The organism is Nocardia lijiangensis NBRC 108240 (assembly GCF_001613045.1).
Classification (GTDB): Bacteria; Actinomycetota; Actinomycetes; order Mycobacteriales; family Mycobacteriaceae; genus Nocardia; species Nocardia lijiangensis.
Window position 1 is genome coordinate 13,937 of the sequence record NZ_BDBP01000069.1, and the last position, 12,522, is coordinate 26,458.

The 12,522-nt window shown below is 69.0% G+C and carries 14 protein-coding genes; 11 read left to right on the forward strand and 3 right to left on the reverse strand.

All coding sequences use genetic code 11. The annotated features are described in order from the left end of the window. Positions 1 to 13 precede the first annotated feature (13 nt). Together NL1_RS24255 and NL1_RS24260 are read left to right on the forward strand one after the other, a co-directional pair. On the forward strand, positions 14 to 847 hold the full coding sequence (locus NL1_RS24255) for a C1 family peptidase (RefSeq protein ID WP_084510915.1): 834 nt from the start codon (positions 14 to 16) through the stop codon (positions 845 to 847). A gap of 131 nt (positions 848 to 978) precedes the next feature. Further along, complete coding sequence (locus tag NL1_RS24260) at positions 979 to 1,731, forward strand: YebC/PmpR family DNA-binding transcriptional regulator (RefSeq protein WP_067843669.1); 753 nt, start codon at positions 979 to 981, stop codon at positions 1,729 to 1,731. Positions 1,732 to 1,981: 250 nt separating this feature from the next. On the opposite strand, the gene NL1_RS24265 is transcribed toward NL1_RS24260, so the two are convergent. Continuing rightward, a complete protein-coding gene (locus tag NL1_RS24265; protein WP_067779834.1) occupies positions 1,982 to 2,188 on the reverse strand; it encodes a DUF5988 family protein in 207 nt (68 codons plus the stop codon). 75 nt (positions 2,189 to 2,263) lie between these two features. On the opposite strand from NL1_RS24265, the gene NL1_RS24270 reads away from it, so the two are divergent. From NL1_RS24270 to NL1_RS24290, 5 genes are all read left to right on the forward strand, one after another. Next, positions 2,264 to 2,770, forward strand: a complete 507-nt coding sequence (locus tag NL1_RS24270) for an O-acetyl-ADP-ribose deacetylase (protein ID WP_067843677.1) — start codon at positions 2,264 to 2,266, stop codon at positions 2,768 to 2,770. 211 nt (positions 2,771 to 2,981) lie between these two features. Next, positions 2,982 to 3,551 carry a crossover junction endodeoxyribonuclease RuvC gene (ruvC, locus tag NL1_RS24275; protein ID WP_067843679.1) on the forward strand — a complete coding sequence of 190 codons (570 nt, stop codon included), beginning with the start codon at positions 2,982 to 2,984 and terminating at the stop codon, positions 3,549 to 3,551. Continuing rightward, positions 3,548 to 4,153 carry a Holliday junction branch migration protein RuvA gene (gene ruvA, locus NL1_RS24280; protein WP_067843682.1) on the forward strand — a complete coding sequence of 202 codons (606 nt, stop codon included), beginning with the start codon at positions 3,548 to 3,550 and terminating at the stop codon, positions 4,151 to 4,153. The genes ruvC and ruvA overlap by 4 nt, the downstream gene beginning before the upstream one ends. 6 nt (positions 4,154 to 4,159) lie before the next feature. After that, on the forward strand, positions 4,160 to 5,245 hold the full coding sequence (gene ruvB, locus NL1_RS24285) for a Holliday junction branch migration DNA helicase RuvB (RefSeq protein ID WP_067843686.1): 1,086 nt from the start codon (positions 4,160 to 4,162) through the stop codon (positions 5,243 to 5,245). A gap of 107 nt (positions 5,246 to 5,352) precedes the next feature. Continuing rightward, positions 5,353 to 5,868 (forward strand): GtrA family protein, encoded by a 516-nt coding sequence (locus NL1_RS24290; RefSeq protein WP_067843689.1) that lies wholly within the window; start codon positions 5,353 to 5,355, stop codon positions 5,866 to 5,868. 34 nt (positions 5,869 to 5,902) lie between these two features. On the opposite strand, the gene NL1_RS39950 is transcribed toward NL1_RS24290, so the two are convergent. Both NL1_RS39950 and NL1_RS24300 read right to left on the reverse strand, forming a co-directional pair. Beyond that, positions 5,903 to 6,469, reverse strand: coding sequence for a DivIVA domain-containing protein (locus NL1_RS39950; protein ID WP_281180855.1), 567 nt, complete (start codon positions 6,467 to 6,469; stop codon positions 5,903 to 5,905). A gap of 169 nt (positions 6,470 to 6,638) precedes the next feature. Then, positions 6,639 to 7,331, reverse strand: a complete 693-nt coding sequence (locus NL1_RS24300) for a TetR/AcrR family transcriptional regulator (RefSeq protein WP_084510910.1) — start codon at positions 7,329 to 7,331, stop codon at positions 6,639 to 6,641. Positions 7,332 to 7,367: 36 nt separating this feature from the next. On the opposite strand from NL1_RS24300, the gene NL1_RS24305 reads away from it, so the two are divergent. From NL1_RS24305 to secF, 4 genes are all read left to right on the forward strand, one after another. Continuing rightward, a complete protein-coding gene (locus NL1_RS24305) occupies positions 7,368 to 8,858 on the forward strand; it encodes a flavin-containing monooxygenase (protein WP_067843691.1) in 1,491 nt (496 codons plus the stop codon). Positions 8,859 to 9,099: 241 nt separating this feature from the next. Next, positions 9,100 to 9,450: a preprotein translocase subunit YajC gene (gene yajC / locus NL1_RS24310; RefSeq protein ID WP_067843693.1), complete on the forward strand. Its 351-nt coding sequence runs from the start codon at positions 9,100 to 9,102 to the stop codon at positions 9,448 to 9,450. Between the two features lie 103 nt (positions 9,451 to 9,553). Further along, positions 9,554 to 11,290 carry a protein translocase subunit SecD gene (gene secD, locus NL1_RS24315; RefSeq protein WP_067843696.1) on the forward strand — a complete coding sequence of 579 codons (1,737 nt, stop codon included), beginning with the start codon at positions 9,554 to 9,556 and terminating at the stop codon, positions 11,288 to 11,290. Beyond that, positions 11,287 to 12,516: a protein translocase subunit SecF gene (gene secF, locus NL1_RS24320; RefSeq protein ID WP_067843698.1), complete on the forward strand. Its 1,230-nt coding sequence runs from the start codon at positions 11,287 to 11,289 to the stop codon at positions 12,514 to 12,516. Before secD ends, secF begins: the two co-directional genes overlap by 4 nt. Positions 12,517 to 12,522: the final 6 nt, after the last annotated feature.

Sequence of the window (12,522 nt, forward strand, 5' to 3'; positions counted from 1 at the left end):
ACGAAGCACGAACATGACCGAAGTGATCTCCGCACCCAGTGCGGGCAAGGAAGAACCGGTGCCTGCCGAGGCCCGGATCTGCAATCTGGTCCCGTCCCGCGGCACCGAGCGGGATTGGACGTTCGCCGACGCCGTGGCCGTCGGCGCGCTCGGCGCCGTCGGCGCGCTGCCGTCCTCGGTAGACCTGCGCCGCGACTGGTGGAGCATCGGTGACCAGGAGGACACCGGGTCCTGCGTCGGCTGGGCAACCGGCGACGGACTGATGCGCTACCACCTGGTGACCGCGACCAAACTGAACAGCGACCGCCGCATCTCGCCGCGGTTCGTATGGATGGCCTCCAAGGAGACCGACGCGTTCTTCCAGCGGCCGGAGACCTTCATCGAGGGCGCGGGCACCGAACTGAAGGCGGCCGTCGAGGTCTGCAAGAAGTACGGCGTGGTCGAGGAGTCGTGGCTGCCGTTCCACATCCAGACCAAGATGTACCGCGGTCAGGAGAACACCTTCTGGGCGCACGCGGCCACGCTGCGCATCGCCTCGTATTTCAACGTCGCCAAGAACCTCAAGCAATGGCGGACCGTGCTGGCCGACGGCCGCCCGATCCTCGCCGGGTTCATGGTGGACGACACCTGGGACAGCGCCACCGACAACGGCGGTTTCCTGGAGGAATTCGCGGCGGGCACCGAACGCGGCGGGCACGCCGTGGCCATCGTGGGCTACCTGCCCAGCGGGCACTTCATCATCCGCAACAGCTGGGGCACCGCGTGGGGCGACAAGGGCTTCGCCTACGCGTCGCCGAACTACATCCGGGACGCGTTCTTCCCGGAGGCGTACGTGGTCTCGCTCTGAGTCTCTCGGCGCGCCGGGCGGGGCGGATGGGTCCTGCCCCGGTCGCACGAGGGAATGGGGGCCGAAGCCGGGCCGACGGCGTCTACTAGGCTTGGGGAGTTGTCCGTCAACCGAGCCGAAGGAAGCAGGGAATGAGCGGCCACTCCAAATGGGCCACCACCAAGCACAAGAAGGCCGCGATCGATGCCAAGCGGGGCAAGCTCTTCGCGAAGCTGATCAAGAACATCGAGGTGGCGGCCCGCACAGGTGGCGGTGATCCGGACGGCAACCCGACGCTGTACGACGCCATTCAGAAGGCCAAGAAGTCGTCGGTCCCGAACGACAACATCGAGCGCGCCCGCAAGCGCGGCGGCGGTGAAGAGGCGGGCGGCGCCGACTGGCAGACCATCATGTACGAGGGCTACGGGCCCAACGGCGTCGCGGTGCTCATCGAGTGCCTCACCGACAACCGCAACCGCGCCGCGGGCGAGGTGCGCGTCGCGATGACCCGCAACGGCGGCAACATGGCCGACCCGGGTTCGGTGGCCTATCTGTTCCACCGCAAGGGCGTCGTCACCCTGGAGAAGAACGGGCTGTCCGAAGACGACGTGCTGATGGCCGTGCTGGACGCGGGCGCCGAGGAGGTCAACGACCTCGGCGAATCGTTCGAGATCATCAGCGATCCGAGCGATCTGATCGACGTGCGCAAGGCGTTGCAGGCGGCCGGGATCGACTACGACTCCGCCGAATCCGGTTTCCAGCCGTCGGTGTCGGTCGCGGTCGACGCCGAGGGAGCGCGCAAGGTGTTCAAGCTGGTCGACGCGCTCGAGGACAGCGACGACGTGCAGAACGTCTACACCAACGTGGACATTTCCGACGAGGTCCTCGCGCAGCTGGACGACTGATTCGTCACGATGAAGAGCCCCGGCCGCACGGCCGGGGCTCGTTCTCGTTTTCCGGGTCGGCCGCCGACCTGCGCGCGGTCAGGACGAGATCGCGGTCTCGATCGGCGGGTAGCGGGCGTCTGGTGGGCGGTACGGCGATTCGTCGGGTGCTCGCGGTGGGTGACGTAGGTCGGCTCGCGCCGGATACGACCGCGAGGTACCCGCGGGCGACCGGATCGATGGGTCGCCCACCCGAGAGGTCGCCGTCGGGCTATTCGGCGACCTTCGTGCGGTCACACCACTCGTAGACGGTCAGGCGACCGGACTCGGTGTCGGCCTGCCGCTGGGTGACCTTGAAGTGTTCGTAACCGCCCTTGAAGGGGATTTTGAGCTCTATTCCTGGCGGGGTGATGGGAACGACCCGCTCGGGCAAGTCCGCGGGCCCGCCTTCGAGGATGGCTTTCGCACCGTTGCTCATTGTCCGATGGTAGTTCCGGGAACGCCGCCGCCTCGGTATTTTCATCGGACCGCCGGTCGCGGGAGAATCCGAGGCATGGTCTCCCTCGAGTTCGTACGCGGCGACATCACCGAGCAGGCGGTCGACGCGGTGGTGAACGCGGCCAATTCCTCGTTGCTCGGCGGTGGGGGAGTCGACGGCGCCATCCATCGCAAAGGCGGGCCCGAGATCCTCGCCGAATGCCGCGACCTGCGCGCTTCCCACTACGGCAAGGGCCTGCCCACCGGAAAGGCGGTGGCCACCACAGCCGGCAGGCTGCCCGCGCGCTGGGTGGTGCACACCGTCGGCCCCGTCTGGTCGGCCACCGAGGACCGCTCCGAGCTGCTGGCCTCCTGCTATCGCGAATCCCTCCGGGTCGCGGATGAACTCGGCGCGGACACCGTCGCCTTCCCGGCCATCTCCACCGGCATCTACGGCTGGCCGATCGAGGACGGCGCGCGCATCGCGGTCGAGACCGTCCGCGCGACCGACACCGCAGTCCGGACCGTGCGCTTCGTGCTCTTCGACCAACGGGCGTACGCGGCGTTCGCCGAACGCGCATAGGCGTACCTCCGCCTTCGCTCCGGCCGTGCGCAGGCTGAGGACGGAGTCCCTCCGGCTGCGTCGATCAGGCGTATCTCCGCCTGCGCTCCGGCCGCTGGCGTCCTCCATCCGGCGGCGTTCCAGCGGGGCGCGGACCGTGTCGCTGGTGACCCGGCCCGCCGGTCTCCGTTAGACTCTCGAACAGTTGTTCGTGTCTGTGAGAGGGGAATTCGTGCGGGTGATGGGCGTCGACCCCGGGCTCACCCGGTGCGGCCTCAGCATCGTGGAGGGTGGTCTCGGCCGCAAAGTCACCGCACTCGCCGTCGATGTGGTGCGCACCCCCGCGGACATGGATCTGGCGCAGCGGCTGATGCGCGTCGCCGACGCCGCCGAGCAGTGGATGGACACCCACCGGCCGGGGGCGGTCGCGATCGAGCGGGTGTTCGCCCAGCACAATGTGCGCACCGCGATGGGCACCGCCCAGGCGGGCGGCGTGATCGCGCTGGCCGCGGCGCGGCGCGGGATCCCGGTGGCCTTCCACACGCCCAGCGAGGTGAAGGCCGCGGTCACCGGCAACGGCACCGCGGACAAGGCGCAGGTGACCGCGATGGTCACCCGCATCCTCGGGTTGCGGGTCGCGCCCAAACCGGCGGACGCGGCGGATGCGCTGGCGTTGGCGATCTGTCATTGTTGGCGGGCGCCGCTGCTGGAGCGGATGGCCGCGGCCGAGGCCAAGGCGGCCGAGGCGCGGCGGCGCTACACCGAACGACTGGCGGAACAACGGAAGGCGGTGCGCGGGTGATCGCGTCGGTACGCGGCGAGGTGCTGGAGATCGCGCTCGATCACGCGGTCCTCGAGGCGGCGGGTGTCGGCTACCGGCTCAACGCGACCCCCTCGACGCTGGCCGCGCTGACCCGCGGCGAGGAAACCCGCCTCTACACGGCGATGATCGTGCGCGAGGACTCGATGACGCTGTTCGGCTTCGCCGACACCGAGGCGCGCGACCTGTTCGGTCTGCTGCAGACGGTTTCCGGCGTCGGTCCGCGCCTGGCCATGGCCGTGCTCGCCGTGCTCGAGCCCGAGGCGCTGCGCAAGGCGCTGGCCGAGAGCGATGTCGCGGCGCTGACCAGGGTGCCCGGCATCGGCAAGCGCGGCGCCGAGCGCATGGTGGTGGAACTGCGCGACAAGGTGAATCTCGTTCCGGTGCAGGCGGGCCCGCCGGGCAGCGCGCCCGCACCCGTCCTCACCCCCGTGCGCGAGCAGGTCGTCGAGGCGCTGACCGGGCTGGGTTTCCCGGCCAAGCAGGCCGAGCAGGCGGTGGACACCGTGCTGGCCGACCAGCCCGCCGCCGACACCTCGACCGCGCTGCGCGCCGCACTGTCGCTGCTCGGCAAGAACCGATAGGCCGCGATGGACTACGACGAAACCGGTGCGGCCGAATCCCCGGTCAGCGCAAGCTATTTGACGTCCGACGGGGAGATCGAGGCGAGCCTGCGCCCGAAATCGCTCGACGACTTCATCGGCCAGCCCCGGGTCCGCGAACAGCTCACCCTGGTGCTGCGCGGCGCCAAGCAGCGCGGCGGCACCCCCGACCACGTGCTGCTGTCGGGCCCGCCGGGTCTCGGCAAGACCAGCATGGCGATGATCATCGCCGCCGAACTCGGTACCGCGCTGCGCATCACCTCCGGCCCGGCGCTGGAGCGGGCCGGCGACCTGGCCGCCATGCTCAGCAATCTGGTCGAGGGCGACGTGCTGTTCATCGACGAGATCCACCGCATCGCCCGCCCCGCGGAGGAAATGCTCTACCTGGCCATGGAGGACTTCCGCGTCGACGTGGTGGTCGGCAAGGGGCCCGGCGCGACGTCGATCCCGCTCGACATCGCCCCTTTCACGCTGGTCGGGGCCACCACCCGGTCCGGCGCGCTGACCGGTCCGCTGCGCGACCGCTTCGGCTTCACCGGCCACATGGACTTCTACGAGCCCGACGAGTTGCTGCTGATCCTGCTGCGCTCGGCTCAGATCCTCGGCGTAGCCATCGAGACCGACGCAGCGGCGGAGATCGCGGGCCGCTCCCGCGGGACGCCCCGCATCGCGAACCGTTTGCTGCGCCGCGTCCGCGACTACGCCGAAGTGCGTGCCGACGGGCTGATCACCCGTCCTATCGCGCAGGCCGCGCTCGAGGTCTACGACGTGGATTCGCTCGGCCTCGACCGCCTGGACCGCGCGGTCCTCGGCGCGCTGGTCCGCAGCTTCAACGGCGGCCCGGTGGGCGTCTCGACCCTCGCGGTCGCGGTGGGGGAGGAGGCCGCCACCGTCGAGGAGGTCTGCGAACCGTTCCTGGTGCGCGCGGGCATGGTGGCGCGCACGCCGCGCGGGCGCGTGGCGACGGCCGCGGCCTGGGAGCACCTCGGTCTGGTGCCGCCGCCCGACCTGGTGTTCGGCTCGATCGAAGTCCGTGGCCGGGAACCACATCCGACCCTGGATCTGTTCGACTGATCGGCGCGCTCGGCATCGGCAGCCGGACCGCAGGTGTGCGCCTCGTCTCGCCGATTGCCCGGGTTGCGCGCCCGGCGCGGTCGGACCCGCACCGATAGAGTCGGGACATGACGGTGGTTCAATCCGTGCTCGACCGCATCCCCGAGCCGTATCGCAGCAAGGCGATCGAGCATCGGGAGTTGCTCAAGTTCGCGACGGTCGGCGCCATCACGTGGTTCATCGACACGGGTGTCGTCTATGCCACCAAACTGACGGTGCTCGGCGAGAAGCCGCTCACCGCCCGCCTGCTCGGCGTGCTGATCGCCACCATCGCGTCCTACATCCTCAATCGCGAGTGGTCGTTCCGCACCAGGGGCGGGCGTCAGCGCCACCACGAGGCCGCGCTGTTCTTCGCGGTGAGCGCGCTCGGCATCGGGGTCACGATGATCCCGCAGGCGATCTCGCTGTACGTGCTGGATCTGCGGGTGCCGTACGTGGGACCGGTGACCCAGGCGGTGGCCAACTTCGTCACCGGCCAGATCCTCGGCGTGCTGCTGGCCATGGCCTTCCGCTTCTGGGCGCTGCGCCGCTTCGTCTTCCCCGACGACCTGCGCGAAGCCGAATTGCACAGCATCCAGGGCTGATTCGGCCCCGGTGTGCATCGATGTCCGGCGCGCGTCAGTGGTGCGCGTGCTCGAGCGCGGTGACCACCAGATCGAGGAAGGCGTCGACCTCGTCGCGCTGATACCCGCGGGTGCCGAGGCGCGCTTCGGTGAAGCGGACCGCGCGTACGTCGCCGACCGTGAGGCTGCCCGGCCCGCCGTGCGCGAGGGTGGCCGCCACCAGGTCGAGGAAGGCGTCCACCTCTTCCTCGTGGTAGCCGCGGCGGCCGACGGAGGACTGAGTGAACCGCATCCGGTGCACGTCGTCGGGGGTGAGCAGGGGAGCGGGGCCGGGGCCGTTGCCGCCCGCGGGCAGCGGACGCGTGCCGTTCTGGCGGTGTTCGAGTTCCGCGCGCACCCGGTCCAGGAATTCGTCCACCTGATCGGCCTGGTAGCCGCGGCCGCCGAAGCGTGGCGCGCCGAAGACGACGTGGCGGATGTCGTCGGCGGTGAGCGCGCCCTGACCGTCGAGGGTGGCGGCGACCAATTCCATGAACGCGTCGACCTCGCCCGCGTGATAGCCGCGATGGCCGACCGTGGGCATGGCGAAATGGATGCGGCTCACGTCCTCGGGCGTCATCATCCGCGACATTGTGTCAGGATCGCCGCCCACATCCGGGCGAATACCGGTATTTCGAACTGCGCGGTCTCGTCCGAACCCGTCTCTTCCAAACACGAACGCCCCCATGCGAACCACTGCGGTCTTGTGCACCCACACTGTAGTCGCCGGGGGCGGTTCGCACGGGCGGTCGTCAGTCCTTGCGCACGCCGTCGATGAGCAGCCGCCGGATCGCCTGGTTCAACCCCTGGATGGCCGCCTCGTCCGGGTCGCGCATGCCGTGGATGACGCCGGCGAGCAGCATGCCCGTCACCGCGCGTGCGGTGTTGGCGGTGTCCAGATCGGTGCGCAGGTAACCCATTTCGACGCCGTGCTCCAGATAGCCCGCGGTCAGTGCGTCGGCCGTGTCGAGCAGCCCGTAGAGCCGGGCGGTGAGCTCGTCATCGATGCCGGTGGCGTGGAACAGCAGCAGCTGCGGGATGCGCCGCTCCTCGATGAGGATGTGCGACAGCGCCGTGCCGATCCGCTCCAGCTGGGCGCGGTACTCGTCCAGCGAGGCCGCCGCGTCCGGGGCGTTCTGGGTGCCGAGCGCGTCGACGATGCGGGCGGACAGGTCGTCGATGACGTGGTCGATGATGTCGCGCTTGTTGGCGAAGTATCGGTAGAAGGTGCCGTGGCCGATACCGAGCTGGCTGGCGATGTCGGCGATGCCGGTGGCGTGATAGCCCTTCTCGGCGAAGCAGACGAACGCCGTGTCGATGATCTCCTGCCGCAATTCGGCCTTGCGTCGCTGCAGCGCGTTTCCGGCCGCCGACCGGGGCGCACGGGTGGATGGCTTCGTCACCCTGGCAATGATACTGTCGTCACAAACGGAATGATGTGTCATTCCGTGACAACTGATTCACATTTCTGGAGGTTCGACGTGGCGCCTCAATTCGACGCTGTCGTGGTCGGTGCGGGATTCGGTGGCATGGGGGCGGGTATCGAGCTCGACCGGCTCGGCCTGAGCAACTACGTGATCCTGGAGCGCGAGAGCGATCTCGGCGGCACCTGGCACGTCAATCGCTACCCCGGCCTCGCGGTCGACATCGCCTCGGTGACCTACTCGTACTCCTTCGAGCCCAATCCCTACTGGTCGCGGCTGTTCGCCCCCGGCAAGGAGCTCAAGAAGTACGCCGAGCACGTCGCCGACAAGTACGGCCTGCGCCGCAGGATGCGCTTCGGAACCGTGGTGGACGGCGCGCGCTGGGACGAGGAGCAGCAACATTGGGTGGTCTCGATCGCGGGCGGTGAGACCGTCACGGGCCGCTACCTGCTCACCGCGACGGGCTTCCTCTCCCAGCCCTACACGCCGCCGTTCCCCGGCATCGAGACCTTCGCGGGCAAGATCATCCACACCACCGCGTGGGAGGACGACTTCGATCTGACCGGTCGCCGCGCCGCGATCATCGGAACGGGCGCCACCGCCGTGCAGCTGGTGCCCGAGGTGGCCAAGAAGGCCGCCGCGCTCACCGTCTTCCAGCGCACCCCGATCTGGGTCGTGCCCAAGGTCGACGCGCCGATCCCGGCGCCGGTGCAGAAGCTGTTCGCCAAGGCGCCCGTCACCCAGAAGGCCGCGCGCATGGTCAACACCTCTTTGCTCGAGGCGCTGATGGTGGTCGGCGTGCTGCACTTCAAGCAGGCCAAGGCGATGAACAAGGGAGCGGGCCTGCTCGCCAAGGCGCACCTGCGCGCGCAGGTGCGCGACAAGCGGACCCGCGAGCAGCTCACCCCGCACTACGACTTCGGCTGCAAGCGTCCCACCTTCTCCAACCACTACTTCAAGACCTTCAACCAGCCGCACGTGCGGCTGGAGACGAACTCGATCGACCACGTCGAGGCCGACGGCATCGTCACCGCCGACGGGCACAAGACCGAGATCGACACGCTGATCCTGGCCACCGGCTTCAACCTCTGGGACGTGAACTTCCCGGCCGTCGAGATCATCGGCCGCGACGGGGCGAACCTCGGAAAGTTCTGGCGCGACAACCGTTTCCAGGCCTACGAGGGCATCACGGTGCCGAAGTTCCCGAACTTCCTGAGCCTCAACAGCCCGTACTCCTACAGCGGTCTGTCCTACTTCACCACCATCGAGGCCCAGATGAAGCACATGGGCAGGCTGCTCGGCGAGCTGTTCCGGCGCGGCGAGACCACCTTCGAGGTGACCGAGGCGGCCAACGCCCGCTTCCTGGACACCGTCACCGACAAGCTCGGCTCCTCGGTGTTCTACGGCGGCGACTGCGCCAGCGCCCGCAGCTACTACTTCAACCAGCACGGCGAGGCCGCGCTGCTGCGCCCGAACAGCACCGTCAGCACGCACCGCCAGGCGGTGAGCTTCCCGCTCGACGACTACGTCTACGGCGTGTCGGCCTGATCCGCTCCATCGCCCCGCGACCGGGAAATGCCTGGTCGCGGGGCTTTTCTTTGCCTTTATGGCACGGTTGACCGGCGGAAAAGACCGCCGAAGCGGACATGCGCGGGCGTGTCGCGCGCCGCTCGGAACGGGAGGCGTGGCGCACGTCAAGGGTGTGCCGGTGTGGCAGTGCCGACAACAGCTGGCAGACTGTGGTGGTACTTGTCCACTCCCACCCACAAGACAGGGACTGACTTCGACGATGGAACTTCTGTTTCCGCTGCTACTGGTAGCCCTGCTCGTGCCGATGTTCCTCGGTGTCCGCCGCCAGAAGCGGGAGGCCGAGAAGGTCACGGCCATGCAGGAAAGCCTGAAGATCGGCGACGCGGTAACCACTACGTCGGGTCTGTGGGGCACTGTTGTCGACCTCGACGACGACACGGTCGACCTGGAGATCGCCGAGGACGTCGTGACCACCTGGTTGCGCCAGGCGATCCGCGAGGTCCGCACCGTCGATGAGACGACCGCCGACGAGACCGGTACCGACGAGACCCCGGCGCCTGCCGCCGAGGAAACGCCCGAGCAGACCGAGACCCGGCTGACCAAGGACTGACGTCGGCTGCGCCACGACCGCGCGCCGGACGCCGCGGCGTCCGGCGGCACACGCGTGTGCGCGCCTGATCCACCCTCGACTTCCCGCCTAGGAGATACGAACTGTGCCACCTTCCCAAGGATCGGCGCATCCGCTCAGGTTGCTCGGTGTCTACGCCGCGCTGCTGGCCGTGATCTATGCGTTGGTGTTCTTCACCGGTGACAAGGCCCCAACCCCCAAGCTCGGCATCGATCTGCAGGGCGGCACGCGGGTCACGCTGACCGCCCGCACTCCGGACGGCAGCAAGCCGAGCCAGGACAGCCTGCAGAAGGCGCAGGAGATCGTCGAGAACCGCGTCAACGGTCTCGGCGTCTCCGGTTCCGAGGTGGCCATCGAGGGCGACAACATCGTGATCACGGTGCCGGGCGACGACGGCCAGCAGGCCCGCGCGCTCGCCACCACCGCCAAGCTCTACATCCGCCCGGTCCTGCAGGCCGTGCCCAAGGGCGCTGCCATGCCGCAGACGCCGCCCGCGCAGCAGCCCGCGCCGGACGCCGGACAGCCTGTCCCCGCGCCCGCTCCGGCCGAGGCTCCCGCACCGGAGGCTCCCGCGCCGGTAGCGCCCGCGCTGGAAGCTCCCGCACCGGAAGCGCCCGCCGAGGAGGTGCCCGCGCCGCAGCAGCGCGTCTTCCCCGCGCAGGCGCCGACCGAGCCCGCGGACCCGAACCTGACACCGCAGGAAGAGGCGCAGCGCGAGATCGCGACGGCCAAGGCGACACGGCAGAGCACCGACCAGGCCACCCAGCAGGCCGCGATGCTCGCACTGGACTGCACCAAGCCGGATCCGCTCGCGGGTAACGACGACCCGAGCCTGCCGCTGGTCACCTGCTCGCAGGACGGCACCGAGGTCTTCCTGCTGGACAAGAGCCGCATCGACGGCCAGGAGATCAAGAACGCCGTCGCCAACCTCGATCAGCAGCAGTCGCGCTGGGTGGTCGACCTGGAGTTCAAGTCGACCGGCAGCGACGCGTGGGCCGACCTGACCCGCGAGTACCTCTACAAGCGCGTCGCGTTCACCCTCGACTCCAAGGTGTTCAGCGCACCGCAGGTGCAGGCGGGTCCGCAGCTCGGCGGCACCACCCAGATCTCCGGTTCCTTCACCGCCAAGTCGGCCAAGGAACTGGCGAACACACTGAAGTACGGTTCGCTGCCGCTGTCGTTCCAGACCTCCGAGGCCGAGACCGTCTCGGCGACCCTCGGCCTCTCCTCGCTGCGCGCCGGACTGATCGCGGGCGCGGTGGGTCTGGCCGTGGTGCTGCTCTACTGCCTCGTCTACTACCGCATGCTCGGCTTCCTGACGGGTCTGTCGCTGGTCGCATCCGGCCTGGCCGTGTACGGAATCATGGTGCTGCTCGGGCGATGGATCGGCTTCACGCTCGACCTGGCGGGCATCGCCGGTCTGATCATCGGTATCGGTATGACCGCCGACTCGTTCGTCGTGTTCTTCGAACGCATCAAGGACGAGATCCGCGAGGGCCGCAGCTTCCGTTCGGCCGTGCCGCGCGGCTGGCAGCGGGCGCGGCGCACCATCCTGTCGGGTAACGCGGTGAGCTTCATCGCCGCCGCGGTGCTGTACGCGCTCGCGGCCGGACAGGTGAAGGGCTTCGCGTTCACGCTCGGCCTGACCACCGTCCTCGACGTGGTCGTCGTGTTCCTGGTCACCGCGCCGCTGGTGCTGCTGGCCTCGCGGAGCCCGTTCTGGTCGAAACCGTCGGTCAACGGGCTCGGTGCGATCCAAGAGGTCGCGCGCGAGCGCCGGGCCGCAGAAGCCGCAGTCGCAGAAGGCGTGAGGACGCGATGACCAACAGCCAGACCAGCCCCTCGCTGCGCAAGGACGCCGAGCGGCCGTTCGACGATTTCGTCCCCGGACCGAACGCGCCCCAGCACGGCTTCTTCAACCGGCTCTACACCGGAACCGGCGCGATCGATGTCATCGGCCGCAGGCGGATGTGGTACGGCATCACCGCTGTCATCGTGCTGATCGCACTGGCCAGCATCGTGTTCCGCGGCTTCAACTTCGGCATCGACTTCGAGGGCGGCTCGCGCGTCCAGTTCCCGGCGGGCAGCGCCACCACCTCCCAGGTGGAGGAGGTGTACCGCGACGCGATCGGCACCGACGCGGTCTCCGTGCAGACCGTCGGCACCGGGTCGACCGCGACGATGCTGATCCGCTCCGAGGCGCTGAACCAGCAGCAGGTCGACAAGCTCAACGCCGCGCTGTTCGCCGAGTTCAAGCCCAAGGACAAGAACGGCACCCCGAGCCTGGCCGCGATCAGCACCTCCGACGTCAGCGAGACCTGGGGCAGCCAGATCACCTCGAAGGCGCTGCGGGCGCTCGCGGTGTTCCTGGTGATCGTCACGATCTACATCGCCGTCCGCTTCGAACGCGACATGGCGATCGCCGCGCTGGCCGCGCTGGTCTTCGACGTGCTGGTCACCGCGGGCGTGTACTCGCTGGTCGGATTCGAGGTCACCCCCGCGACCGTGATCGGCATCCTGACGATTCTCGGCTTCTCGCTCTACGACTCGGTCGTCGTGTTCGACAAGGTCGAGGAGAACACCAGGGGTATCTTGCACCTGAGCCGCCGCACCTACGGCGAGCAGGCCAACCTGGCGGTGAACCAGACGCTGATGCGGTCGATCAACACCGCGCTCATCGGCATCCTGCCCATCGTCGGCCTGATGGTGATCGCGGTGTGGATGCTCGGCGTCGGCACCTTGAAGGATCTGGCGCTGGTGCAGCTGGTCGGTCTGCTGGTCGGCACGTACTCGTCGATCTTCTTCGCCACCCCGCTGCTCGTCTCGATCAAGGAGCGCTGGGGCCCGGTGGCCGCGCACACCAAGCGGGTGCTGGCCAAGCGCTCCGGCATCGCCGCGGCACGGGCAGGCGCCGCCGCCGAACGGCGCGCGGTGGCAGCGACCGGCCGCGGCCAGTCCGACGCTCCGGCCCGGCGGTACCGAGAGGCAGACCAGTCTCCGCGGCCGGGTGCCCGCCCGTCCGGTAAGCGAACCAAGAAGAGGCACTGACCACCG